Origin of the sequence: Agromyces indicus, from assembly GCF_031432295.1 — a bacterium.
Taxonomy (GTDB): Bacteria; Actinomycetota; Actinomycetes; order Actinomycetales; family Microbacteriaceae; genus Agromyces; species Agromyces indicus.
Genome location: NZ_JAVKGS010000001.1, coordinates 247,184 through 270,560, shown reverse-complemented (window position 1 = coordinate 270,560; position 23,377 = coordinate 247,184). Strand labels below are relative to the sequence as shown.

Sequence of the window (23,377 nt, the reverse complement as noted above, 5' to 3'; positions counted from 1 at the left end):
TGTCTGCATGAGTTCGAAGTCCGAGACCGACGCCACGAGCGGCGGCGACCCCGCGGCATCCGCTGCCGAGCAACGGAAACAGAGCAGGCTGCGCCGCTTCCACGAGCGGTTCATGGTCGAGGAGCGCTACGTCTCGCCCGGCGGCAAGCGCAACCTGTACCTGGTCGCGATCCTGCTCGCGATCGTCGGCGTCACCGGCTTCCTCATCGTGCTCGACTCGATCCTCGAAGCCGACGACCTGTCGTTCATCGACGAGCCCATCGAGCGCTGGATCGAATCCGGTCGAGACGACTGGCTCACCACGCTCATGATCGTGCTCGCGATCGTCTTCGGTCCGATCGCGATGCCGATCATCATCCTCGTGACGACCGTCGTCTGGGGCGTGCTCGCCAAGCACGCGTGGCGCCCCATCCTGCTCGCAGGCGGCATGATCCTCGGCGTGATCATGGTCCAGCTCCTCGCGCCGATCATCGCGCGGGACCGGCCCCCGGCGGCCGACATGATGATGGGCTACGACCCGACGTCCTCCTTCCCGTCCGGGCACGTCATGGGCGTCGCCGACTTCTTCTTCATCGGCACCTACCTCGTCTTCTCCCGCCACCGGCGCCCCCTCATCACGGTGCTCGCCTTCGCCGCGGCGGCGTTCGTCGTGCTCCTCACGGCCGCGTGCCGCATCTACCTCGGCTACCACTGGCCGACCGACGCGCTCGGGTCGATCATGCTCTCGCTCGTGGTGCTCGGCATCGTCATCGCCGTCGACACGTGGCGCACCGTCCGCGTCGGGTCCCGCGAGCAGGTCGAGGCGTCGGACGCACGACCCGAGGCGTGGGGGCGTGATGAGCGCTGAGCACGACGGCGAGTCCACGTCCGGGGCCACCGCGGGCGCGGCATCCGCTTCGGAGGAGGGACCGTCGCTGCCCGCGCACCACGCGCCGGCACCGGTGCGGGTCAGTCGCCGGCCGTGGATGTGGACGGGGCTCATCGCGCTCGCCCTCGTCGCCGCACTCGGCGTGGTCATCGTCGTGAACCAGGCCCGCGAACCGTTCCAGTTCGAGTCGGCGCTCATGAGCGCGATCGTCGCGATCCGCACGCCGGGCGTGACCGCCGTGGCCGCGGCGTTCGACTTCCTCGGCAGCGGGCGCGTCTCGAGCTTCGTGGTCCCGGCCGTCGTCGTGATCGGGTTGCTGCTGTGGCGACGGCCGTGGGCGGCGGGCTTCTTCGTCGCGGCCGTCGCCGCGAGCGGCATCGTCACGCAGCTCGTCAAGGTCACCGTCGGACGCGTGCGACCGGAGGACATCCTCGTGCACCCCGACTTCGGGTCGTTCCCCTCCGGACACGCCTCGAACGCCGCCGTGATCGCGATGGCGCTCGGGCTGATCTTCCTGCGCACCTGGGTCTGGATCGCGGGCGGCCTCTACACGCTGCTCATGATGGCCAGCCGCATGTACCTCGGCGCGCACTGGGTGTCGGACGTCGTGGGCGGCGTGCTCGTCGGAGCCGGCGCGGCCCTCATCGTGTGGGCCGGCTTCTCCGAGCGGCTTTACCGCGAGAACCGGCTCCCGCATCCGCCGATCTGGCAGAAGGTCGAGCGGACGCACGGTGACTGAGCGGATGCCGCGCTGGATGCCGCCCGGCATCGTGACGGCGCGGCACTACCGGCGCGAGTGGCTCTGGCCCGACCTCCGCGCCGGCATCGTCGTCACCGCGCTGCTCATCCCGGCGGGCATGGGCTATGCGCAGGTCGCCGGGCTGCCGCCCGAGACCGGGCTCTACGCGACCATCGTGCCGCTCATCGCGTACGCCCTCGTGGGGCCGTCGCGGATCCTGGTGCTCGGCCCGGACTCGGCGCTCGGCCCGATCATCGCCGCAGCCATCGTGCCGCTCGCGCTGGGCGACGACGATCGCGCCGTCGCGCTCGCCGGGCTGCTCGCCGTCATGGTCGGCGCCATCCTGCTCCTCGGCGGCGTCCTCCGCCTCGGGTTCGTGACCGACCTGCTGTCGAAGCCGATCCGCGTCGGGTACCTCAACGCGATCGCGTTGATCGTGATCATCTCGCAGGTCCCCACGCTGCTCGGGTTCTCCACGGACGCCGACTCGCCCATCGGCGAGATCGCCGGGACCTGGATCGGCGTCTCCGGCGGCGAGGTGCAGTGGCTGCCGCTCGCGTTCGGCCTCGGGTCGCTCGCGGTGATCGTGGCGCTCACGCTCGTGAAGTCGCCGGTCCCGGGCGTGCTCGCGGCCGTCGTCGCCGCGATGGCGCTCACCGCCCTGCTCGGCCTCTCGGACGAGCTGCCGGTGGTCGGCGCGCTGCCGCAGGGCCTGCCCGCGCCCGCGCTCGGCGGCCTGCAGTGGGCGGATGTCGCGGCGCTGGCGCTGCCGGCGGCGGGCATCGCCCTCGTGGCGTTCGCCGACGCGGGCGTGCTCTCCCGCACGCTCGCGGCCAGGCGCGGAGAGACCGTGAGCGGCAGCCGGGAGATGGCCGCGATCGGCACGGCGAACCTCGCGGCGGGCGTGTTCGGCGGCTTCCCGATCACCGCCTCGTCGTCGCGCACCCCCGTCGCCGAGCAGGCCGGGTCGAAATCGCAGCTCACCGGGGTGGTCGGGGCGGTCCTGCTCGTGGCGTTCATGCTCCTCGCACCGGGCCTCACCGAGTTCCTGCCGTCCGCGACGCTCGCGGCGGTCGTGATCTTCGCCGCGTCGCGCCTGATCGACGTCCGCGGGTTCCTCCGGCTGGTGCGCATGGACCGGGTGGACGCGGCGCTGTCGGCCGCCGCGTTCGTGGGCGTCTTCGCGTTCGGCGTGCTCGAGGGCATCGCGGTGACGATCGGGCTCTCGCTGCTGGCGTTCGTGAACCAGTCGTGGCGCCCGTACCGTGCAGAGCTCGGCCGCGTATCGGGACTCCGCGGATACCACGACCTGTCGCGGTACCCGGAGGGCGAGCGCATCCCCGGCGTGGTCATCGTGCGGTTCGACGCCCCGCTGTTCTTCGCGAACGGCGGGCTCTTCGACGACTTCGTGCGCTCGCGCGTCGAGGCCGCCGGGTCCGGCATCCGCACCGTCATCCTCGCCGCCGAGCCCATCACCGACGTCGACACGACCGCGGCCGACGAGCTCGTCGAGCTCGACGAATGGCTCGCCGCGCGCGGCATCCGTCTCGTCATCGCCGAGATGAAGGACCCGGTGGTGGACGTGCTGGGCGACTACGGGCTGACGCGTCGATTCACGCCCGACCGGTTCGCGCCGACGGTCGGTGCGGCCGTCGACGAGGTCACCGGCACGCTGCGCGGCGACCTCGAGGGCACGAGGTGGGAGCAGGACGGGCCGGACGGGCCGGACGACGCCGACCGCAACAACCGCGCCTGATCACCAGGTCGAGTCGCCGCGGATGACGACGTCGGAGCCGCCGTCGATGAACACGACCTGACCGCACAGGTGGCCGTTCTCCTCGCTCGTGAGCCACGCCAGCAGGTAGGCCGCGTCGCGGGGTTCGAAGATCCCGCCGAGCGGCATGGGGACCATCTCGAGGATCGCCGTCCGCGCCTCCTCGGTGCTCGTGTACTGCTCGGTCATGGGCGTGACCACGACGCCGGGAGCGATGGCGTTCAGCGGGATCCCGGCGCCGGCCCAGTCGGGGGTCGCGGCGTTGCGGCGGATCCAGCGGGACAGCGCCGCCTTCGTGGTCGCGTAGATCCGGTTGGCGACCTCGGGGGCGGATGCCTCGAGCTCGGCGCCGCGCGCCATGGCCGCCTCCTCGTTTCCGGCGAGCAGGGCTTCCGTGAGCGCGTCGTCGGTGGGGAACAGGGAGGCCATCGACACGGTGGCGACCGCCCGGGGTGCGGGCGAACCGGCGAGCAGCGGACGCAGTCCCTCGAGCGTGGCGACCGCGCCGAAGTAGTTCACGGCCACGGTCGCGGCGGTGGGCGTGGCGAGGCCCGCGTTGGCGATCACCGCGTCGATCGCGCCGCCGCTCAGTTCGCGCACCCGCTCGACGAGCTCGGCCCGGCCTGTCGCCGATGCGAGGTCGACGTTCACGTCCGAGCCGGCGAGGTCGACGCCAATGACGCGATCACCGCGTTCGACGAGCAGGTCGGCGGTGGCCAGGCCGATGCCGCTCGCGGCTCCGGTGATGACGTAGGTGCGGGGCATGGGGGGCTCCTTCCGGGGGCGATGCCGTCACGCTATCGACGGGGGAGCGGCGCCATCCGGGACCAAAGACCGTCCGCACGACCGCCTCGGGAGTAGCGTGTGCACCAGTCGGAGGCGACCGGAGGGAGCCGACCATGGACCTGTGGAGCTGGATCTGGTTCTACTTCTGGATGTTCGCGTACCTCGCCTACCTGCTGGTGCTCGTCTACATCGTGATCGACATCTTCCGCGACCATTCGCTGAACGGGTGGATGAAGGCGCTCTGGCTGATCCTGCTGCTGTTCCTGCCGTGGATCACGGGGCTCGTGTACCTCATCGTGCGGGGCAAGGGCATGGCCGAGCGGTCGGCGCGCAAGCAGGTGGAGTACCAGGAGTACAGCCGGGAGGAGATGCGCGCGATCTCGTTCGCCAGCCCCACCGAGGAGATCGCCAAGGCGCAGGCGCTGCGTGACCAGGGCGTCATCAGCGACGGCGAGTTCGAGGCGCTGAAGGCGAAGGCGCTCGGTTCGACGTTCTGATGGCGGAGCGCGAGGAGCGGCACCACAACGCGCGGTACCGGGAGATCGCGGCGACCCTCCGTCGCCACAGCCTCGGGTTCCTGGCGGGACTTCTCGGGCTTGGGCGGTTCGTGCCGCGCCGCCGGTCCGCCGAGTCCGACGGCGCCGCCGATCCGGCGTTCGTTGCCACGTCGCCCGCACACCTGCGGCTCGCGCTCGAGGAACTCGGGCCGACGTTCATCAAGCTCGGGCAGCTGCTCTCGACGCGATCCGACCTCCTCCCTCCCGCGTTCGTCGATGAACTGGCGAAGCTGCAGGATGCCGCGCCGCCGGTCGCCACCGCCGACATCCGCGCCGTGATCCGCCGGGAGCTCGGCGCCGAGCCGGAGGAGCTCTTCGCCGAGTTCGACGACCGGCCCCTGGCATCCGCGTCGATCGGGCAGGCGCACACGGCGACGCTCGACGACGGCACCGCGGTCGTGGTGAAGGTGCGGCGTCCCGGCGCGGTCGCGCAGGTGCTCGAGGACCTCGAGATCCTGCAGAACCTCGCCGCCCGGGCCACTCGTCGCTGGGGGCCCGCGCGCGACGTCGACGTGTCGGGCGTGGTGGAGGAGTTCGCGGAGACGCTTCGCGCCGAGCTCGACTACCTGCAGGAGGGGCGGAACGCGGAGCGGTTCGCCGAGAGCTTCCAGGCCGAGGACGACGTGGTGATCCCGCGGGTGTTCTGGGAGCACACGACCTCGCGGGTGCTGACCCTCGAGCGCATGCGCGGCATGAACGTGGGGGACGCCGCGGCGCTCGACGCGGCCGGGGTCGACCGGAAGCGCGTCGCCCGGCGCGGCGCCGAGATCGTGCTGAAGATGACGTTCGAGGACCGCTTCTTCCACGCCGACCTGCACCCGGGCAACCTGTTCATCCACGCCGACGGCACCATCGCCCTCATCGACTTCGGCATGGTCGGCGCGATCGGCGAGGACCTCCGGGGGCACCTCAGCGCCCTGTTCGTCGCGCTCGTTCGCGGCGATCCGGAGATGCTCGCGGGCGCCCTCACGGGCGTCTCGGTGGGCTCGGCCCCCGTGGACCGCGAGGTGCTCCGCGAGGACCTCCGGGTCTTCCTCGCCAAGTACCGGTTGCGGTCGCTGCGCGAGACGCCGTTCGCGCGGATGATCGCGGACCTGTTCGCCATCCTGCGCGCCAACCGCCTGCACCTGCCGCGCGAGATGGCGCTGCTGTTCAAGGCGCTGCTGCTCATCGAGGGACTCGCGCTGCGGCTGGACCCGGAGTTCCGGCTGGGGGAGTCGCTGGAGCCGTACGCCCAGCGGCTCGCGCGCGAGCGGGTGAGCGCATCGGTTCTCGCGCGGCGGATGGCGCGGGCCGGCATCGACCTCGGCGAGCTCGCGCTGGAGGCGCCCGGCGTGCTGCGACGGCTCATTGACGCGGCCGACGGCAGCGGCATGCAGGTGCACCTGCGCGCGGCGGAGCTCGAGCCGCTCGTGGCGCGCACCGAGCGCATCGGCAATCGGCTCGTGGCGGGCATGATCAGCGCCGCGCTCATCACCGGCGTCGGCAGCATCGTCACGAGCGAGCGGCGCTTCCGGCGCTGGGAGGGGACGCTGCTCGGCACGGGGCTGGGTGTGCTCGGCACGCTCGGCGGCTACCTCGTGGTCACCGCGGCGCGTCGGCGTCGGCCGCGCTAGCCGCATCCCCTCCGTTCCGGGGGCCCTTCGGCCCGGCACCGAGCGGATGACGCGGCGTACCGTCGGCGGCGGAGGTGCATCATGGGCGACAGGGGGTCACGGGCCGGCGCGGCGGGTGGCGGCGGGATCTACTTCCTCACCGTCATCGGGGCCTGGGTCTACTTCTTCTCGCGCGCGGACAGCTTCTGGGAGTTCGTGGGCGCGTTCTTCCAGGGCGTGTTCTGGCCCGCGTTCATGGTCTACGAGGTCTTTGCCGCGCTGAGCGGCTGAACGATACCCCTGGGGTGTTTTGACAATACCCCGGGGGTATCCGTACGATGGGACCATGACTTCCCAGCGGTACCTCATCATCGGCGGTGTCGCCGGCGGCATGTCCGCCGCGACCCGCCTCCGCCGGCTCGACGAGCACGCGCAGATCACCGTCCTGGAGCGCGGTGGCTACGTGTCGTTCGCCAACTGCGGGCTGCCCTACTACCTGGGCGGCGTCATCGAGGAGCGCTCGAGCCTGCTGCTCCAGACGCCCGAGTCGCTCGGCAGCCGATTCGGCCTCGACGTGCGCGTGCTCACCGAGGCCGTCGCGATCGACCGCGCCGCCCGCACCGTCACCGCGCGTGATCTCGCCACCGGCGACGAGACCGTCCTGCCGTACGACGCCCTCGTGCTCTCGCCCGGATCCGTGCCGATCCGCCCGCCGATGGAGGGCGGCGACCGCACGCTGACCCTCTGGAACATCGACGACGTCGACACGGCCATGGCCCGCCTCGAGGTGCAGCCGCGCACCGCGCTCGTGATCGGCGCCGGCTTCATCGGGCTCGAGATGGTCGAGAACCTCGTCCACCGCGGTCTCGAGGTCACCCTCGTCGAGCTCGCCGAGCAGGTGCTCCCGCCCATCGACCCGGAGATGGCGGGCCCGGTCGCCCAGCGCCTCATCGACGCCGGCGTCGACGTGCGCCTCGGCACCAGGGTCGTCGCCATCGGCGCGGACACGGCGACGCTCAGCGACGGGTCCACCGTCCCGGCCGAGTTCGTGCTCGGCTCGGTCGGCGTGCGCCCCGAGACGTCGCTCGCCGCGGCGGCCGGGCTCGAGCTCGGCGAGCGGGGCGGCATCCGCGTCGACGAGCACCTGCGCACGAGCGACCCGCACATCTGGGCCATCGGCGACGCCGTCGAGAAGGTCGACGCGATCACCGGCGAGCCGCGCATCGTGGCGCTCGCGGGCCTCGCGAACCGCCACGGCCGCCTCGCCGCCGACGCGATCACGGGTCGCGAGATCCGGGTGCGCGACGCACTCGGCACTGCCGTGGTCGGCGTCATGGGCCTCACCGTCGCCACCACCGGGTGGAACGAGAAGCTGCTGCGTGCGCGGGGGCGCGACATCCGCGTGTTCCACACGCACCCCGCCTCGCACACGGGCTACTACCCCGGCGCCGAGGGCATGTCGCTCAAGCTGCTCGTCGACGCCGGGACCGACGCCATCCTCGGCGCCCAGGGCGTCGGCGGCGAGGGCGTCGACAAGCGCATCGACGTCATCGCGACCGCGATGGCCGGCGGCCTCACCGCCTCCGAGCTCGCCGACCTGGAGCTGGCCTACGCGCCGCAGTACTCGTCGGCGAAGGACCCGGTGAACATGCTCGGCTACGTCGCCATGAACGCCGCCGATGGCCTCACGCCGTCCATCCAGTGGCACGAGGTCGATGCGGCCGTCGACGCCGGCGCGACCGTGCTCGACGTGCGCAACCCGGGCGAGGTCGCCGACGGCGCCATCCCCGGCTCCCTGCGCATCCCGCTCGACGAGCTCCGCGACCGCCTCGACGAGCTGCCCGAGGGTCGGCTCATCGTGCACTGCAAGGTCGGCCAGCGCGGCCACACCGCCGTACGGCTGCTCGCGCAGCACGGCCGCGACGCCGTCAACCTCGACGGCGGCTACCTGACCTGGAAGGCGGGGATCGACGCGCGCGAGCTCGTCGCCGATGCCGCGGAACTCGCCGCCTGACGCCCACTCTCGCTGGTCGAGTAGCGCCGAAGGCGCGTCTCGAGCCCCCGCAACCCGAAGGAGAACCACCATGTGCCGAGCCACCACCTGCCGCACCTGCGGCAAGACCACCTGGGCCGGCTGCGGCCAGCACGTCGACCAGGTCATGCGCGGCGTCCCGCGCGCCCAGCGCTGCGCCGGGCACGAGGACGAACCGTCGACCGGCTTCTTCGCGCGCCTCTTCGGACGCTGATCCGATGAACGCCCGCGACGAGGTGCGGCGGCTGCGGGCGCCCGCCGCCGAGGCGTGGGCGGCGACGATGGGGGATGTCACGTCGTGCGCCCTCGCCAAGGACGGGCGCTCGTACCCTGCGGGCAAGTACCACGAGGGTCGCGTCGCCGCCCTCGGCGAGTGGATGCGGCGACTGACCCCCGAAGCGGATGCCGCAGCGGCCCGCCAGGTCGCCCGTGGCCTCGCCGCCGACTGGGCGGCACGGATGCCGCCCGGCGGCGGCGCGAACCGCGACTGGGAGAGCTATCGTGCGGGCGGCCTGGCGGCGCTCGACGAACCCCTCCCGGAGTAGGCGGGTCCCGCCCCCGCCCTGTGGACGGTCAGCGACCGTCCAGCCGGGGCTCGCCTACACTCCCTCGGATGACCGAACACGACGGCGCCGTCGCGCCATCCGCTCTCGGATCATCGGCCCGACCCCGGCCCGGCGCGTACGCTGCCGGGCCCGAGGCCTTCACGTCGCTCGTGCTCGCCGCGCAGGCGGGCGCCCAGTGGGCGTGCACCGACCTCTGGGTCGCGTACGCGCCCGCGGTCGCGGCGTTCCTCCGCGCCCGCGGTTCGCACGAGCCCGACGACCTCACGAGCGAGGTCTTCCTCACGGTCTTCGACCGGCTCCACACGTTCGAGGGCGGTGAGGCCGACTTCCGGTCGTTCGTGTTCACGGTCGCGTACCGCCGGCTCACCGACGAGCTGCGGCGTCGGGGTCGTCGCGGCGTCCACGAACCGTTCGACGCCGACGCCGACCCGCGGCGCGTGCCGAGCGCCGAGCACGACGCGCTGCGCAACCTCGGCGACGCCGCCGCGCTCGAGCTGCTCGACGGGCTCTCGCGGGACCAGCGCGACGTCATGGTCCTGCGCGTGGTCGCCGACCTCACCGTCGAGCAGGTCGCCGAGGTCCTCGGCAAGCGGCCGGGGGCGGTGAAGGCCCTGCAACGGCGGGCGCTCGAGACATTGCGCAGAAAAGTTCGTCCGACCCGTACCCCTGCACGGGGTTCCGACGATGGCAGGGAGTGAGATGAGGAACCGACGGATCACCGACGACGAGGCAGTGGCGCTGCTTCGCGGGCAGGCACCCGCCGCCCGCGACGACCTCGCGCCGCTCGCCGACGCGCTCGGCGCACTTCGCACGGCGTCCTCCGACGCGCCGCCGCGGCCCACTGCCGCGCTGGCGAGTCGCCTCGACCTCGACCGAGCGTCGTGGATCTCGACTCCCCGCACAGAGGACCCGACCACGGCGCCGACCCTGTCGACTCGATCGACGGCGCCGAGAAGCAGGAGAAGGAACATGGCAATCGAGTGGTTCGCAGGACTCGGCATCGCGGCGAAGATCGCGATCGGCGCCTCCGCCGCCGCGGCGGTCAGCGTGAGCGGCGCGGGCGCCGCGGGCGCGGCCGGGATGCTGCCCGCCCCGGCGCAGCACGTTTTCGACCAGGTGACCGGCGGCGGCGCCGTCGACACCGTCGTCGAGGAGGGTCGCGAGACCGGCGACATCGCGCGTGAGACCGCAGGCGACGTCCGCGACCGTGCCGAGACCGCTCGCGAGGGCGCGCTCGACGACGCCACCGGCACCGTCAAGGACGGCATCGGCGAGGTCGGCTCGGCGGTCGACTCGGTCGAGGAGCAGGCCACCACCGGCATCGACTCGGCACGCGACGCCGTCGAGGGCACCGCGGACGAGGCCGAGGACGCCGTCGACCGCGCCGGCAGCACCGTCGAGGACCGCGTCGGCTCCGCCACGGACGCGGCGAAGGACCTCACCGGTCGCTGATCCGCCACCACGCGAACGAGGGCCCCAGCCGGATGGCTGGGGCCCTCGCTCATGCAGGACTCGCTACTTCAGGAGCTTGAAGTCCGCCGTGTGCGTGGTGCCGTCGATCAGCTTGACCTGCAGCGTGCCGCACTTGCCGGCCCAGTTCTTGTCCGTCTTCCAGACGTAGTTGTACTGGTTCGTGAGCGGGTCGTAGCTGAGGCTGCTGCCGCCGGCGGTCGAGACCGTCACCTCGATCGGGTCGACCGTCGCACCGGCGGAGCAGGCGATCCACTTGAGCGTCGGCGCCCCGTCGAGGATGCCGAGACCCTGGTCGCCGCCGAGGCTGAACTTGATCGGCACGGCGCTGCCGGCCTTCACCGAGTTCACCACGTTCCCCATGTCGACGGGCCGGAAGAACCCGGTGAAGTCGTAGACCACCGAGTACTCGCACTCGTTGGACGCGAGCGACGTATTGCCTGCGATGTCACTTACCGCACCCGCCGGGACCGTGAGCGTCTTCGCGCCCACGCTCGACGTGCTCACCGCGATCGAGCCGCTGTCGGCGCCGGCGAGGCCGGAACCGGGCGACGGGTCGTACGCGGTCCACTGCGCGTCGGGCACGGCCTCACCGAGGAGGAACGGCCCGACCGGGCAGCTCAGCTGGACCACGGGTGGCGTCTTCTCCGTGACGAAGTACTCGCAGCTCGTCTCGGCCGACGTGTTCCCCGCATTGTCCTCGGCGGTGCCGGCCGGCACAACGAGCGTCGCGGAACCGTATGCCGTCGTGGGCGCGAGGATCTGCCCGCTCGCTGCGGTCTTGAGGCCGGAGCCGCCCTCGTCGGTGGCGGTCCAGTTCCCGTAGACCTCCGCGCCGATGAGGATCTCACCCGTCGGGCAGGTGACCTGGACGACGGGCGGGATGTCCTCGGTGACGAAGTAGCCGCACGATTGCGCGGCCGACGGGTTCCCGGCCGCGTCGGTGACGAGGCCGGCGGGCACCGAAGCCGTGGCCGCTCCGTACGTCGACGTGTCGAGCGGAACCGAGCCGCTGGTCACTGCGCCGCTCGGGAAGCCGGTCTCGTCGGTGGCGCTCCAGGTCGCGGACGCGGTCGAGTCGAGCATGACCTCGTCGGTCGGACAGGTGAGCGTCACGACGGGCGCCGTCGTGTCCGGCTGCGTACAGCTGTTCACCGCCCAGCGAACGCTGAGCGTGACGGTGTCGGTGTGGGTCCCACCCTTGGTGTTCGTCCCGGACGCCCGGTAGCTCACCGTGCCAGTGAAGCTGCCCGCCGTCGTGGTGTCGACCGTGATGGTGGACGTGGCCGCGTCGGACATCGTGTTCGTCGAGGACGTGACCCAGTTGCTGGGCGTGGTGATCGTCGAGGGTGACGGATCGCTGGCGCTGACGTTGCTCTGCGAGGTCTTCGTGATCGACACCGCGGTGCTGTTGGCGAACACGGGGCTGTCGGTGCCGCCACCGCCCGGCGTGTTCCCCTGGCGCCGCAGCTTCAGGTCGATGGTCGCCGACAGGCCTTGGCCGCAATCGACGGTGCCGAGCTGCAGGTTGGGCCCTGCCAGCAGCTCGTCTTCGGCTACGAGGGTGTCGGCATACGCGATGCCTCCGCCGGCGAGCATCATCGCTCCGGCGACGAACGCCGCGGCGATCGTCATGCCCCTTCGTTTCATCCTGTTCTCCCCACGCTTCACCCCCGCGCCTCGGGTCGGCGCAGTGAGTGTGCCAAACGTATGCGGATGGATGTGTCCGGCGGCATCCCCCGTGAGGGTGCCAAGTGCGGGGCGTCAGCGAACCGTGGTGACCGTGCGAGCCCGGCTCGCGGCATCCGCCCGATCGCCGTCGCTGCGGCTCGCGGTCGCACTCGCGGGCCCCAGCGCGACGAGTGCACCGCGCACGAGGAAGACGCTCCACGCGGCGAGGCCGAGCAGCTTCGCGCCGTCCTCGACGAGCACCGACGCCGCGGTTGCAGGTTCGGCGAGCACGTCGACGATCGCGGAGGTGCCCAGGCCGAGCAGCGCGAGGATGAGCAGCCCGACGTCGAGGTGCCGCAGGATCGGGGTGCGGAAGCGCCACAGGTAGGTGGCGAAGCCGACGGCGTACGCGGCGGCGATGGCCTTCGGCATCCATGAGGCGAACGTGGCGCCCTCGTGCAGCAGCAGCAGGTCGTCGAGCGCGACGACGAGGCTGGCGACGCCGCCCCACGCGAGTGCGCGGCGCAGCCGGTGGCGACGAGCGGATGCCGCGGCGGACCCGATGAACGCGGCGCCGGCGCCGACCGCCATCGCCAGGATGCCGACGTTCGAGACGAGTCCGTGCGCGGTGTGCGCCGAGCCGCGCAGCACGGCGACGGCCTGGCTGTCGCGCACGAGGTCGGTCGGCGGCAGCCACGGCTGGGTGACGACCGCGACGATGATGACGGCCACGGGCGCGACCGCGGCGGCGTACGCGAGCGGCGGGGTGCGGTCGACGGCGCCCGCGGTCACACGTACGAGGCGGCGAACGGATGCCACGGGGCCGGCGGTGCGGCCGGGCGCGGGCGTGGGGCGCGTGGGCACGTCGGCTCCTCTCGTCGGGTCGAGCGGCGTGCGGCGGGCGAAGTGGGGGGTCCGGCGGGGTCGGGGGTGCGCCGGAGCAAGGGGCCAGTCTACCCGCGGCAACTCGGGTGCAGCCCGGGCGCAAGGGGGTTGTCACCGGGTGCGGCGCAGGCGAACCATCGTCCCGTGACCGAACGACGAACCGCCGACACGGCGAGCACGCCCGACCGGATCCAGGATGTCTGGGGGCCGCGGCGCCCCTTCGCACGGAGCTCGCACTGGCCGGAGCGGATCGACCAGCAGCTCGCCGAGGGCGTCGCCGAGGAGGACGTGGATCGCTGGGTGCGGTCGGCGTGCGTCCTCTGCAGCAACGGCTGCGGGTGCGACATCGCCGTGAAGGACGGCCGGATGGTGGGGGTCCGCGGCCATGCGGACGACCCGGTGAACCGTGGGCGGCTCGGACCGAAGGGGCTCTTCGCGAGCTGGCAGGGCATGGCGAACCGCGACCGGCTGACCACGCCGCTCGTACGCCGCGACGGACGCCTCCAGCCGGCGAGCTGGGACGAGGCGATGTCGCTCATCGTCGAGCGCAGCCGCGCCCTCCTCGACGAGATCGGGCCGCTCAGCCACGGGTTCTACACGAGTGGGCAGCTGTTCCTCGAGGAGTACTACGCGCTTGGCGTCATCGGCAAGGCGGGCATCGGCACGCCTCACATGGACGGCAACACGCGGCTGTGCACGGCGACCGCGGCGTTCGCGCTCAAGGAGTCGTTCGGGGCCGACGGGCAGCCCGGCTGCTACGGCGACATCGACGAGTGCGAGGCCCTGTTCCTCTACGGCCACAACCTGGCGGCCACCCAGACGGTGACGTGGGCGCGCGTGCTCGACCGCCTCGAGGGGCCCGAACCGCCCGTGCTCGTCGTCGTCGACCCGCGTCGCACGCCCGTGGCCGAGCGGGCGACGGTGCACCTCGCGGTGAAGCCCGGCACGAACCTCGCGCTGATGCTGGCGCTGGTGCGCGAGGTGCTCGCGAACGGGTGGGCGGATGACGCGTGGCTGGCCGAGCACACCATCGGCCTCGACGAGCTGCGCGGGCAGGCCGAGCCCTGGACCCCGGAGCGCGCCGCGGAGGAGTGCGGCGTCGACGCCGGCGACATCCGCGAGGCCGCCCGCATCTTCGGCACCACCGGCCGGGTGCTCTCGACGGTGCTGCAGGGGTTCTACCAGTCGGCGCAGGCCACTGCGGCATCCTGCCAGGTCAACAACCTGCACCTGCTGCGCGGCATGATCGGCCGCCCCGGCGCCGGCATCCTGCAGATGAACGGGCAGCCCACGGCGCAGAACAACCGAGAATGCGGCGCCGACGGCGACCTGCCCGGCTTCCGCAACTGGGAGAACCCGCGGCACATCGACGAACTCGCCGAGCTGTGGGGCGTCGACCCGCTCGTGATCCCGCACTGGGCGCCGCCGACCCACGCCCTGCAGCTGTTCCGGTGGGTCGAGCAGGGGTCGATCCGGTTCCTGTGGATCTCGGCGACGAACCCGGCGGTCTCGCTTCCGGAACTGGCCCGAATCCGCGACATCCTCGTCAAGCCCGAGGCGTTCGTCGTCGTGCAGGACCTCTACCTCACCGAGACGGCCGCGCTCGCCGACGTGGTGCTGCCCGCGGCCGGCTGGGGTGAGAAGACCGGAACGTTCACGAACACGACCCGGACGGTGCACCTGAGCGAGCAGGCCGTCGACCCGCCCGGCGAGGCCCGGTCGGACCTCGACATCTTCCTCGACTACGCGCGGCGCATGGACTTCCGCCGCACCGACGGCCGTCCGCTGATCGACTGGCACGGTCCGGAGGACGTGTACCGGGCGTGGCAGGAGTGCTCGCGCGGTCGGCCGTGCGACTACACCGGCATCTCGTACGACGACCTGCGCCGGGAGGGCGCCATCCAATGGCCCCGGCGGGAGGGCGAGACGACGAGCCCCGAGCGCCTGTACGCCGACGGGCGCTTCCCGACGCACCGCGATGAGTGCGAGAACTACGGCCACGACCTGCTCACGGGTGCGGATGTCGGCGGCGAGGCGTATGCGGCGCTCGCGCCGGACGGTCGCGCCATCCTCCGCTCGGCGCCGTACACCGGACCGCACGAGTCACCCGACGAGGAGTACCCGTTCCGCTTCACGACGGGTCGCGCGATCCACCACTTCCACACGCGCACGAAGACGGGCCGGTCGCCCGAGCTCGATGCGGCCGCGCCATCCGTCTGGCTCGAGATGTCGGCGACGGATGCCGCGGAGCGGGGGCTCGACGACGGGGACCTCGTCGAGGTGCGGTCCCGTCGGGGGCGGATCGTGGCGCCGCTCCGGGTCAGCGGCATCCGCTCGGGCACCGTGTTCGCGCCGTTCCACTACGGCTACTGGGATGCGCCGCCGGGCGCGGAGGAGCGGCGACCGACCGCCGCGAACGAGCTCACCATCACCGAGTGGGACGCCGTCTCGAAGCAGCCGGTGTTCAAGACCGCCGCCGTCCGGGTGGCGCTCATCGAGAAAGGGGAGCGGCGATGAAGCTGCCCGTGTACCTGGCGCTGCTCGACGAATCGGAGCGGACCCTCGCCGACGCCTACCGGCAGGTCGCGCGGGGCCACGGCGACGAGCCCGACGTGCACTTCCTCTGCCTGACGATGTCGGCGCAGTGCGACGCGCACCGGCGGCTGCTCGCCGGCATCGTCGAGCGCTACGGCGAGACGCCGGAGGACGATGAGCCCGAGCGCCTGCACGCCGAGGGCATCGCCGAGCCGCGTACCGGACCGCTCGGCATGCTGCGCGACCTGCAGGACCTCTACCTGCTCGCGAGCCTCACGGACGTCACGTGGATGATGGTGAAGCAGGCCGCCCAGGCGCTGCGCGACGAGGCCCTGCTCGAGGTCATCGGCCATTGCGAGCACGAGATCTCGGTGCAGCTCGCGTGGCTCACGTCGCGGATGAAGCAGTCGGCGCCGCAGATCCTCGTCGCGACGCGGTGACCGCCGACGTCACGCGGCGCGGCGGATCTGCTCGACGCACTCCTCGGCGGCGGACAGGCTCGCGACCTCGGTGACGCCCCCGAGTGGCGGAACGAGCGAGAGGACGACGTAGTGGTCGCCGACGGCCTCGATGTGCGCCAGCAGGCATCGGGCATCCCACAGCGGGAACGACGGGTCGATCGCGCGCCATGAATCGGCTCCGGCCCGGTACAGCGCGACGCGGGATGCTCCTGGGGGTTCCTGCTGCGTCATGGGAGCTCCAGCCTCGTCGCGGACGGTGGGCCTCGACCCTACGAGCGCGGCTCGAGCGCGACGAGATGGTTGACAGGTGGGGGAGGAGCAGTCACTCGTCGCGCATGCCGGAGGAGCCGAGCACCCGCTCGACGGTGAGCTCGAGCACGACCCGGCGGGGGTTGGGACGCGGCTGGCGGTAGCGGGCGGCGTACAGCTCGACCGCGACCGCGACGGCATCCGGGTCGTCGAGGACGCGGACCGGGCCCTCGAAGCTGATCCACCGGGCGCCGTCGACCGTGTTGACGCTGGCGCGACCGCTGCGTTCGGCGTTGAGGAACTTCTGCGACCCGCGGCTCCCGATGACCCGGACGATGCCGTCGAGGTAGGTGATGCCGACGGGTACCGAGTGGATGCGGCCCCGTCGGTCGAGCGTCGAGAGGGTCGCGAGGTGGCGTTCGGCGAGGAATTCGCGCGCAGCATCGGTGATCACTCGTGGCACTCCGTGGGTCGCGGGCGGGGATGGCCGCCGTTGTCCAGTCTGCCATCGGGATGCGCCCGGTTCGGTGCCGTGCCGGCCCGGGACCTTCGGCACTGCGGTGCGGCATCCGCACCCGGCACGATCGAGGACGGACGTTCGGGACGGACGGAAGCGGATGACGACGACGAGTGCGGGAGGACGACCGGTGCGCGTGCTGTTCGGATACGACGCCTCGCGAAGCGCCATGGATGCGGTCGAGACTGCGGCACGACTCCTCCCCGGCGCGTCGGCGACCGTCCTCTTCCTGTGGGAGCCGCCGTTCGCCTCGGCCGAGCTGCGGCAGCGGCTCGCGAGCCGGGCGCAGAGCGTCGACCGGCTCATCGACCTCCTCGAGGACGAGGGACGCGCGGAGGCCGAGCGCCACGTCGCCCAGGGCGTCGTGCTGGCCAGCACCGCCGGGTGGGACGCGGCGCCGCGGCTCGAGCGGAGCTTCAACGAGGGCTACCAGATGGCCCGGATCGCCGAGCAGGACGCCTTCGACCTCATCGTCGTCGGCTCGCGGGGGATGAGCGGCGCGCAGGCGATGCTCGGCAGCACCTCCGACCTGATCGTGCACGTCAGCCGCGTGCCGGTGCTGGTCGTCCCCGCCGCGCTCATGTCCGCGGAGCGGGCCGCCGCGGGCTCCGGGCCGATCCTCATCGCGTTCGACGGCTCGCCGGGCGCCGAGGCCGCTGCCGCCGCCGCGCAACGGCTGTTCCCCGGCCGCGAGCTCGAGCGGGTCGCCACCGTGCCCGAGGGTGAGGCGCACCCCGAAGGCGAGGCGACGATGGTCCCGCTGCGCGGCCGCGCCGGCAGCGCGCGTGCCGTCGCGGGCACGCTCGCCGAGTACGCCGCGGAGCGCGGAGCCGCGGCGATCGTCGTCGGCTCGCGCGGCCGGTCGGCGAGCCGGGAACTGCTGCTCGGCAGCGTCGCCAAGGCGGTGCTCCACCATGCGCACCGCCCGGTGCTGGTCTTGCCGCACCCGCGGTCCCCCTGAGCCGCCGCGCGTCGAGTCGACACGGGGAGCGGACCGCTAGTGGCCCGCTCCCAGCTTGCCGGCGAGGCGCCCGTGGAGGGTGGTGCTGGCCTCGTTCATGCCGACGATGACGGCGCGCTTGCCGTGGTGCTCGTACTTGTTGGTGATGGTGTCGAGTGCGGCGACGGTGGAGGCGTCCCAGATGTGGGAGTCGGACATGTCGATGACGACCCGCTCCGGATCGTCGGCGTACTCGAACTGGGTGGTGAGGTCGTTCGACGACGCGAAGAACAGCTCGCCCGTGACCGTGTAGTACGCCGTCGGCACGGGTTCGTCCTGCTCGACCCGTCGTTCGACCGTCGCGAAGTGCGCGACGCGGCGGGCGAACGCGATCATCGCGACGACCACGCCGGCGATGACGCCGATCGCCAGGTTGTGGGTGATCACCACGATCGCGACGGTGGTCACCATCACGGCGGTCTCCGACTTCGGCATCCGCTTGAGCGTCGACCAACGGATGGAGTGCCAGTCGAAGGTCGCGACCGACACCATGATCATCACCGCGACGAGCGCGGCCATGGGGATGATGGCGACGACGTCGCCGAGCACCACGACGAGGATGAGCAGGAAGACGCCGGCGAGGAACGTCGAGATCCTGGTCCGGGCCCCGGAGGCCTTGACGTTGATCATCGTCTGCCCGATCATGGCGCAGCCGCCCATGCCGCCGAAGAGGCCCGAGAGCACGTTCGCCGCACCCTGACCGAGCGCCTCGCGGGTCTTGCGGGAGTGCGTGTCGGTGACCTCGTCGACCAGCTTGGCGGTCATGAGCGACTCGAGCAGGCCGACGAGAGCCATCGCGAGCGAGAACGGGGCGATGATCGTGAACGTCTCCCACGTGAGCGGCACGTTCGGGATGAACAGCTCCGGCAGGCTCTGCGGCAGTTCGCCCTCGTCGCCGACCGTCGGCACGGTGATCGCGCTCACCACGACGACGGCGGTGATCAGCACGATCGCCACGAGGGGTGCCGGCACCACCTTCGTGAGCCGCGGCATGAGCACCATGATCCCGATGCCCGCCGCCACGAGCGGGTAGACCAGCCAGGGCACGCCGATGAGGTGGGGGATCTGCGCTGAGAAGATGAGGATCGCGAGCGCATTGACGAAACCGATCATCACGCTGCGCGGAATGAAGCGCATCAGCTTCGCGACGCCCAGTACGCCCATGGCCAGTTGGAAGACGCCGGCGAGGATGACCGTGGCGATGAAGTAGTCCATGCCGTAGTCGCGGGCCACCGGCGCGATGACGAGCGCCACGGCGCCGGTCGCAGCCGTGATCATCGCGGGCCGGCCGCCGAGGAACGCGATCGAGACGGCCATCACGAAGGACGAGAAGAGGCCGACCCGCGGATCGACGCCGGCGAGGATCGAGAAGGAGATCGCCTCGGGGATGAGCGCGAGGGCGACCACGAGACCGGCGAGGACCTCGCGGGTCAGGATGCGGGGCGTGCGCAGCGCCGTGAGGACGGATGGTTCGGGCCGGTAGCGCGAAGGCGCATCGGCACGCTGAAGGATGGCCATGTCGGTCTCCTCGTGGGTGGGGCTCTCAGTGGGCCGGGATTGCAGTCGTGGGAGCGCCCCGTCGCGCGAGCCGACAGCGTCGGCGAGGCCGGGCGAACCGGCCTTGCACCAACCTACCCTGCTCGCCTGATCGGCTCCATCGGGCGCCGCATCACGACCGGGCGGCGTCGGCCGGCGGCGCCGGCAGCTCGAACAGTACGCGCGCGCCGCCCTCCGGACGGTTCTCCGCCGTCGCGTCGCCGCCGTGGGCGCGGGCGATGCCGCGGGTGATCGCGAGTCCGAGCCCGGCTCCGCCGGTGACGTCGAGCCGGTGCGGGGAGCGGGCCGTCGAGCCGCGCCAGCCGGCCTCGAACGCCGATGCCGTCTCGCCGTCGCCGAAGCCCGGGCCGTCGTCGTCCACCGTGACGCGTACGCGTTCGCCGTCCGTCCGAACGCTCACGTCCACGTGCCCGCCGGCGGGGACGTGCTGGATCGCGTTGGCGAGCACGTTGGCGACGGCGCGCGCGAGTTGGCCGGGGTCCGCATCGACCACGGCGGCGTCGGAGGCGGTGACCTCCAGTCGGATCCCGGCCGCGTCGGCGAGCGACCGCAGGTCGGCGGCGGCGTCGCTCGCGAGGTCCGCGAGGGAGACGCGCTGCCGTCGCGGAGCGAGCGTCCCGGCGTCGATCTGGGAGACGGCGAAGAGATCGGACACGAGGGCGTCGACCCGGTCCACCTGGGCGGTGATCCGGGCGAGGTAGCGGTCTGGGTCGGCGGCGAGGCCGTCCTGCAATGCCTCGGCCTGCGCCCGGATCCCGGCGAGCGGTACGCGCAGGTCGTGTGCGATGCGGGTGACAAGCTCGCTCCGCGCCTGTTCCTGTCGGGTGATCGCATCGCGCGCGGCCCGCAGCCGGGCGTCGGATGCCGCGAGCTGGTCGAGCACGTCGCGGAACTCGCGGACCGGCAGCGGACGGTCCGTCACGGGCACGTCCCGGCCGAGGTCTTCAGCGACCGACCGGAGCTCCCGCGCCGAACGCGAGATGCGCGACCCCAGGATCATCGCCGTGATCACGGCGACCGTGCCGCTCGTGAGCGCGATCGCGATGGTCACGCGCGCGTCGTACTCCGACAGGTACATGGCCTGGGCGGCGATGAGGACACCGGCCACGACCGCGGCCACCGCTGCGACCACGACCGTCACGAGGTGCACGACGATCGGCGCGCGGGCGATCGATCGCAGGACCAACCAGGCCGCTGCGCCGACGACCGCGGCGATCGCCGCCGACAGCGCGATCACCAGGAGGAGGTCGGAGGCCGTCATGACGCGTCCTCCGGCGGGTCGAACCGGTACCCGTAACCCCACACGGTGACGAGCAGGCGCGGGTCGGCGGCATCCGTCTCGATCTTCTCGCGCAGCCGCCGGACGTGGACCGTCACGGTGGACAGGTCGCCGTGACTCCACCCCCACACCCCGGCGAGGAGGTCCTCGCGAGAGAACACCGTGCCCGGTCGACGTGCGAGGAACGTCAGCAGCTCGAACTCGCGCTGCGTGAGGCTGAGGCGGCGAGCGCCGAGGTCGACCGTGCGCGCCCCGACGTCGATGCGAAGGGGTCCGCGCTCGATCACCGCCGACGGCGAGCCCGCCGTGGCCGCGCCCGCCGTCTCGACGGCGAGGGCGCGGCGGAGCACCGTCCGCACGCGGAGGGTCAGCTCCCGCGGCGAGAACGGCTTGGCGAGGTAGTCGTCCACCCCAGCCTCCAGGCCCGCGATGCGGTCGTCCTCGGCGCCGAGCGCGGTGAGCATGATGACCGGCACGGCCGACGACGCGCGGATACGGCGGCACACCTCGATCCCGTCGAGCCCTGGGAGCATCCGGTCGAGCACGACGAGGTCGGGACGGTCGCGCTCGACGCGGTCGAGCGCGGCGAAGGCGTCGGCGGCCTCGGCGACGCGGAACCCCGCCTGTTCGAGGTAGCTGCGGCACACCTCGAGCACGGTCGGGTCGTCGTCGACGAGCAGCACGAGGCGCCCGTCGAGCAGCAGGTCCGCGTCAGCCGCCACCGATCACCTCCTCGAGGCGTGCGATCGGATCGTACAGCCCGGCGTCGAGGATCCACGTCTGCAGCTGCTTGTCGAAGCCGGTGACGACGATGACGCCGACGGCGATGAACACGACGCCGATCGCCCGGCGGAACCATCCGTCGGGGTTCGCCAGCCACCCGAGGCGGCGCACCAGGCGGCGGCCGAGCAGGGCGATGAGCAGCAGCATCCCCGCGAGGCCGACCGCGTACGCGATGACGTACGCCACGCCCTCGGCGAACGAGACGGGCAGCACGGCCGCGACGATGAGCGCGTAGGTCGGGCTGCAGCTCGAGAACACGGGTCCGAGCGCGGCGCCGGTGAGGATGTCGCCGCCCACGCTCTGCCGGCGGACGGACCGGTCGAGCATCGCGCCGCTGCGCGCGCCGAGGCCGAGCGCGGTCGAGGCGCGGTCCCACAGCTGCGGGAACAGCAGGTCGACCCCGAGCAGGATCACGATGCCCCCGGAGACCATCTGCCACACCTGCGGCGGCACCCCGAGCAGCGCGGTGGTCGCCTTGAGCAGCAGCGTGAAGGCGACGACGGATGCCGCGAGCGACCCCGCGATGACGTACGGCCGCCACCGCGCCCGGCGCGCATCGCCGTCCTGCACGATGGCGCCCCCGACCACGACCGGAAGGAGGGGGAGCACGCACGGCGCCGCGACCGTCAGGACGCCCGCCGCGAGCGCGAGGGTGAGTGATGCGGTCATGGGATCACGGCATCGCCGCGGTGAGGGACTCCACCGACGGGTCGTCGTACAGCACGACGCTCGAGATCTTCTCGCCGGCATCGTCGACGAACACGATCGTCGTCTGCAGCGTCACGCCGTACTTCTGCCGCAGGTCGGTGCGCGAGTCGCAGTCGACCTTGAAGACGGTGAGCCCGTCGGGTGCGCCCTGCGCCTTCAGGTCCTCGTCGAGCGCCCGGCACTTCGGGCACCAGCTCGCGTGGAAGAACAGCGCTTTCGGGCCGGCGGTCGCCTCGATCGCACCGTCTTCGTACTCGAGGTAGGCGCCTTCGGCCGGTGCGGCCGCCGCATCGTCCATCGGCTCGGCGGACGCCTCGGGGGTCTGGGACGCGTCGTCCATGGGCTCGGACGTCATCGCATCGGATCGCGACGTGGCCGACGGGTCGGCGCCCGCGCCGGAGGCATCCGTCGTCGCGCACCCGGTCAGCGCCAACGCGCCGGTGAGCAGCAGGACCCAGCCCACGCGGACGACCCGACCGTCTACTCGTGCGCGCATCATGACCCCGTTCCGCGGGCGCCCTCGGCCCGCTCCGATCCACACGCTACGCGCGGGCAGGGGCCGGTGTCCCGGCCGGGCGATTACGAAACCCTGACGGATGCCGCGGCCGGACCCCCGTCGGGGCTACCAGCGTCGACCCGGTCGCCGCAACGCCCTTGCCGCCTCCCTGACGACCTGATCGCGTGGATGCACCCGATACCCGGAGGTGCGAGCACCATGTCCACAGCAAAGTCGAACGAGTCCCAGCACGAGTCCGAGCGGGAGCAGGACTCGAAGGACTCGAAGCACACCGTGAAGACGTACCTGCGATTCGCCGCGATGATCCTCACCTCGATGGTGGTGATGTACTTCGTGATGTTCGCCGGTTCATGGGAGTGGACGCACATCCGCTTCAGCCAGAGCCGCATCTTCATGGCCATCACCATGGGCGGCACCATGGGGCTGGTCATGCTCGCCTGGATGCTCGGCATGTACCGGAGCACGAAGGGGAACATCGCCGTGATCGCGGCGAGCGTGCTGCTCATCGGCGGCGGGATCGCCCTCGACCGCAGCCAGACCACCGTGAACGACACGTCGTTCATGCGCGCCATGATCCCCCACCACTCGCTCGCGATCACGCGCTCGGAGCGCTTCCAGAACGAGGACGTCCGCGTGTGCGAGCTCGCCGTCGCGATCAGCGAGGCGCAGCGCCGCGAGATCGACGAGATGGATTGGCTCATCCGCGACATCGAGGAGAACGGCATCGCGGCGACTGCGGAGGAGGCCGAGGCGCGGGCCGTGCCCGACTTCACGCGGTCGGCCGACCGGGAGTGCCCCGCCCGCTGAGGCGGAGCGGCGTCCTACCGG

At 72.1% G+C, this 23,377-nt stretch carries 25 protein-coding genes; 15 read left to right on the top strand and 10 right to left on the bottom strand.

Annotation, left to right across the window (positions count from 1 at the left end; genetic code table 11):
• Window positions 1-7 precede the first annotated feature (7 nt).
• From RH861_RS01235 to RH861_RS01225, 3 genes are read left to right on the top strand one after another with little or no spacing between them, the layout of a single operon-like run.
• Window positions 8-847 (top strand): phosphatase PAP2 family protein, encoded by an 840-nt coding sequence (locus RH861_RS01235; RefSeq protein ID WP_310519407.1) that lies wholly within the window; start codon window positions 8-10, stop codon window positions 845-847.
• The gene (locus RH861_RS01230; RefSeq protein ID WP_310519406.1) at window positions 837-1,607 is read left to right on the top strand and encodes a phosphatase PAP2 family protein; all 771 of its coding nucleotides are present in this window, start codon (window positions 837-839) and stop codon (window positions 1,605-1,607) included. The genes RH861_RS01235 and RH861_RS01230 overlap by 11 nt, the downstream gene beginning before the upstream one ends.
• Window positions 1,600-3,363, top strand: coding sequence for a SulP family inorganic anion transporter (locus RH861_RS01225; RefSeq protein ID WP_310519405.1), 1,764 nt, complete (start codon window positions 1,600-1,602; stop codon window positions 3,361-3,363). The genes RH861_RS01230 and RH861_RS01225 overlap by 8 nt, the downstream gene beginning before the upstream one ends.
• On the opposite strand, the gene RH861_RS01220 is transcribed toward RH861_RS01225, so the two are convergent.
• Window positions 3,364-4,146 (bottom strand): SDR family oxidoreductase, encoded by a 783-nt coding sequence (locus tag RH861_RS01220; protein ID WP_310519404.1) that lies wholly within the window; start codon window positions 4,144-4,146, stop codon window positions 3,364-3,366.
• Window positions 4,147-4,280: 134 nt separating this feature from the next.
• On the opposite strand from RH861_RS01220, the gene RH861_RS01215 reads away from it, so the two are divergent.
• From RH861_RS01215 to RH861_RS01180, 8 genes are all read left to right on the top strand, one after another.
• On the top strand, window positions 4,281-4,664 hold the full coding sequence (locus RH861_RS01215) for an SHOCT domain-containing protein (protein WP_067949772.1): 384 nt from the start codon (window positions 4,281-4,283) through the stop codon (window positions 4,662-4,664).
• Complete coding sequence (locus RH861_RS01210; protein ID WP_310519403.1) at window positions 4,664-6,340, top strand: ABC1 kinase family protein; 1,677 nt, start codon at window positions 4,664-4,666, stop codon at window positions 6,338-6,340. Before RH861_RS01215 ends, RH861_RS01210 begins: the two co-directional genes overlap by 1 nt.
• Before the next feature lie 81 nt (window positions 6,341-6,421).
• Window positions 6,422-6,610: a hypothetical protein gene (locus RH861_RS01205; RefSeq protein ID WP_310519402.1), complete on the top strand. Its 189-nt coding sequence runs from the start codon at window positions 6,422-6,424 to the stop codon at window positions 6,608-6,610.
• A gap of 55 nt (window positions 6,611-6,665) precedes the next feature.
• Window positions 6,666-8,333 (top strand): FAD-dependent oxidoreductase, encoded by a 1,668-nt coding sequence (locus RH861_RS01200; RefSeq protein WP_310519401.1) that lies wholly within the window; start codon window positions 6,666-6,668, stop codon window positions 8,331-8,333.
• Between the two features lie 70 nt (window positions 8,334-8,403).
• On the top strand, window positions 8,404-8,565 hold the full coding sequence (locus tag RH861_RS01195) for a DUF8730 family Cys-rich protein (RefSeq protein WP_310519400.1): 162 nt from the start codon (window positions 8,404-8,406) through the stop codon (window positions 8,563-8,565).
• Between the two features lie 4 nt (window positions 8,566-8,569).
• Window positions 8,570-8,896, top strand: a complete 327-nt coding sequence (locus RH861_RS01190) for a hypothetical protein (protein ID WP_310519399.1) — start codon at window positions 8,570-8,572, stop codon at window positions 8,894-8,896.
• A gap of 68 nt (window positions 8,897-8,964) precedes the next feature.
• Window positions 8,965-9,615 (top strand): RNA polymerase sigma factor, encoded by a 651-nt coding sequence (locus tag RH861_RS01185; RefSeq protein ID WP_310519398.1) that lies wholly within the window; start codon window positions 8,965-8,967, stop codon window positions 9,613-9,615.
• Window position 9,616: 1 nt separating this feature from the next.
• On the top strand, window positions 9,617-10,369 hold the full coding sequence (locus RH861_RS01180; protein WP_310519397.1) for a hypothetical protein: 753 nt from the start codon (window positions 9,617-9,619) through the stop codon (window positions 10,367-10,369).
• A 63-nt stretch (window positions 10,370-10,432) separates the two neighbouring features.
• Here RH861_RS01180 and RH861_RS01175 read toward each other — a convergent pair whose 3' ends face one another.
• Complete coding sequence (locus RH861_RS01175; RefSeq protein WP_310519396.1) at window positions 10,433-12,022, bottom strand: PxKF domain-containing protein; 1,590 nt, start codon at window positions 12,020-12,022, stop codon at window positions 10,433-10,435.
• A 129-nt stretch (window positions 12,023-12,151) separates the two neighbouring features.
• Window positions 12,152-12,922, bottom strand: a complete 771-nt coding sequence (locus tag RH861_RS01170; protein ID WP_310519395.1) for a DUF8692 domain-containing protein — start codon at window positions 12,920-12,922, stop codon at window positions 12,152-12,154.
• 165 nt (window positions 12,923-13,087) lie between these two features.
• Between RH861_RS01170 and RH861_RS01165 the strand changes: the two genes are divergently transcribed.
• Window positions 13,088-15,460 carry a molybdopterin oxidoreductase family protein gene (locus RH861_RS01165; protein WP_310519394.1) on the top strand — a complete coding sequence of 791 codons (2,373 nt, stop codon included), beginning with the start codon at window positions 13,088-13,090 and terminating at the stop codon, window positions 15,458-15,460.
• Window positions 15,457-15,918 carry a hypothetical protein gene (locus RH861_RS01160; RefSeq protein WP_310519393.1) on the top strand — a complete coding sequence of 154 codons (462 nt, stop codon included), beginning with the start codon at window positions 15,457-15,459 and terminating at the stop codon, window positions 15,916-15,918. The genes RH861_RS01165 and RH861_RS01160 overlap by 4 nt, the downstream gene beginning before the upstream one ends.
• A 9-nt stretch (window positions 15,919-15,927) precedes the next feature.
• Here the strand turns inward: RH861_RS01160 and RH861_RS01155 are convergent, their stop codons facing one another.
• Window positions 15,928-16,170, bottom strand: a complete 243-nt coding sequence (locus RH861_RS01155) for a hypothetical protein (protein WP_310519392.1) — start codon at window positions 16,168-16,170, stop codon at window positions 15,928-15,930.
• A 91-nt stretch (window positions 16,171-16,261) separates the two neighbouring features.
• Window positions 16,262-16,642 (bottom strand): PPOX class F420-dependent oxidoreductase, encoded by a 381-nt coding sequence (locus RH861_RS01150; RefSeq protein WP_310519391.1) that lies wholly within the window; start codon window positions 16,640-16,642, stop codon window positions 16,262-16,264.
• Between the two features lie 163 nt (window positions 16,643-16,805).
• Between RH861_RS01150 and RH861_RS01145 the strand changes: the two genes are divergently transcribed.
• On the top strand, window positions 16,806-17,666 hold the full coding sequence (locus RH861_RS01145; protein ID WP_310519390.1) for a universal stress protein: 861 nt from the start codon (window positions 16,806-16,808) through the stop codon (window positions 17,664-17,666).
• A gap of 36 nt (window positions 17,667-17,702) precedes the next feature.
• Here RH861_RS01145 and RH861_RS01140 read toward each other — a convergent pair whose 3' ends face one another.
• From RH861_RS01140 to RH861_RS01120, 5 genes are all read right to left on the bottom strand, one after another.
• On the bottom strand, window positions 17,703-19,223 hold the full coding sequence (locus tag RH861_RS01140; protein ID WP_310519389.1) for a SulP family inorganic anion transporter: 1,521 nt from the start codon (window positions 19,221-19,223) through the stop codon (window positions 17,703-17,705).
• A gap of 151 nt (window positions 19,224-19,374) precedes the next feature.
• A complete protein-coding gene (locus RH861_RS01135; protein WP_310519388.1) occupies window positions 19,375-20,523 on the bottom strand; it encodes a sensor histidine kinase in 1,149 nt (382 codons plus the stop codon).
• Window positions 20,520-21,263 (bottom strand): response regulator, encoded by a 744-nt coding sequence (locus RH861_RS01130; protein ID WP_310519387.1) that lies wholly within the window; start codon window positions 21,261-21,263, stop codon window positions 20,520-20,522. Before RH861_RS01130 ends, RH861_RS01135 begins: the two co-directional genes overlap by 4 nt.
• A complete protein-coding gene (locus tag RH861_RS01125; protein WP_310519386.1) occupies window positions 21,253-21,993 on the bottom strand; it encodes a cytochrome c biogenesis CcdA family protein in 741 nt (246 codons plus the stop codon). Before RH861_RS01125 ends, RH861_RS01130 begins: the two co-directional genes overlap by 11 nt.
• Before the next feature lie 4 nt (window positions 21,994-21,997).
• A complete protein-coding gene (locus RH861_RS01120) occupies window positions 21,998-22,528 on the bottom strand; it encodes a thioredoxin family protein (RefSeq protein WP_310519385.1) in 531 nt (176 codons plus the stop codon).
• Between the two features lie 219 nt (window positions 22,529-22,747).
• On the opposite strand from RH861_RS01120, the gene RH861_RS01115 reads away from it, so the two are divergent.
• Window positions 22,748-23,356 carry a DUF305 domain-containing protein gene (locus RH861_RS01115; protein WP_310519384.1) on the top strand — a complete coding sequence of 203 codons (609 nt, stop codon included), beginning with the start codon at window positions 22,748-22,750 and terminating at the stop codon, window positions 23,354-23,356.
• Window positions 23,357-23,377: the final 21 nt, after the last annotated feature.

Bases quoted from the DNA above. Each gene is read 5' to 3' on its own strand.
- RH861_RS01235 (WP_310519407.1), top strand. From the start codon at position 8: ATGAGTTCGAAGTCCGAGACCGACGCCACGAGCGGCGGCGACCCCGCG.
- RH861_RS01230 (WP_310519406.1), top strand. From the start codon at position 837: ATGAGCGCTGAGCACGACGGCGAGTCCACGTCCGGGGCCACCGCGGGC.
- RH861_RS01220 (WP_310519404.1), bottom strand. From the start codon at position 4,146: ATGCCCCGCACCTACGTCATCACCGGAGCCGCGAGCGGCATCGGCCTG.
- RH861_RS01215 (WP_067949772.1), top strand. From the start codon at position 4,281: ATGGACCTGTGGAGCTGGATCTGGTTCTACTTCTGGATGTTCGCGTAC.
- RH861_RS01210 (WP_310519403.1), top strand. From the start codon at position 4,664: ATGGCGGAGCGCGAGGAGCGGCACCACAACGCGCGGTACCGGGAGATC.
- RH861_RS01205 (WP_310519402.1), top strand. From the start codon at position 6,422: ATGGGCGACAGGGGGTCACGGGCCGGCGCGGCGGGTGGCGGCGGGATC.
- RH861_RS01200 (WP_310519401.1), top strand. From the start codon at position 6,666: ATGACTTCCCAGCGGTACCTCATCATCGGCGGTGTCGCCGGCGGCATG.
- RH861_RS01195 (WP_310519400.1), top strand. From the start codon at position 8,404: ATGTGCCGAGCCACCACCTGCCGCACCTGCGGCAAGACCACCTGGGCC.
- RH861_RS01190 (WP_310519399.1), top strand. From the start codon at position 8,570: ATGAACGCCCGCGACGAGGTGCGGCGGCTGCGGGCGCCCGCCGCCGAG.
- RH861_RS01185 (WP_310519398.1), top strand. From the start codon at position 8,965: ATGACCGAACACGACGGCGCCGTCGCGCCATCCGCTCTCGGATCATCG.
- RH861_RS01180 (WP_310519397.1), top strand. From the start codon at position 9,617: ATGAGGAACCGACGGATCACCGACGACGAGGCAGTGGCGCTGCTTCGC.
- RH861_RS01175 (WP_310519396.1), bottom strand. From the start codon at position 12,022: ATGACGATCGCCGCGGCGTTCGTCGCCGGAGCGATGATGCTCGCCGGC.
- RH861_RS01160 (WP_310519393.1), top strand. From the start codon at position 15,457: ATGAAGCTGCCCGTGTACCTGGCGCTGCTCGACGAATCGGAGCGGACC.
- RH861_RS01155 (WP_310519392.1), bottom strand. From the start codon at position 16,170: ATGACGCAGCAGGAACCCCCAGGAGCATCCCGCGTCGCGCTGTACCGG.
- RH861_RS01145 (WP_310519390.1), top strand. From the start codon at position 16,806: ATGACGACGACGAGTGCGGGAGGACGACCGGTGCGCGTGCTGTTCGGA.
- RH861_RS01140 (WP_310519389.1), bottom strand. From the start codon at position 19,223: ATGGCCATCCTTCAGCGTGCCGATGCGCCTTCGCGCTACCGGCCCGAA.
- RH861_RS01135 (WP_310519388.1), bottom strand. From the start codon at position 20,523: ATGACGGCCTCCGACCTCCTCCTGGTGATCGCGCTGTCGGCGGCGATC.
- RH861_RS01125 (WP_310519386.1), bottom strand. From the start codon at position 21,993: ATGACCGCATCACTCACCCTCGCGCTCGCGGCGGGCGTCCTGACGGTC.
- RH861_RS01120 (WP_310519385.1), bottom strand. From the start codon at position 22,528: ATGCGCGCACGAGTAGACGGTCGGGTCGTCCGCGTGGGCTGGGTCCTG.
- RH861_RS01115 (WP_310519384.1), top strand. From the start codon at position 22,748: ATGTCCACAGCAAAGTCGAACGAGTCCCAGCACGAGTCCGAGCGGGAG.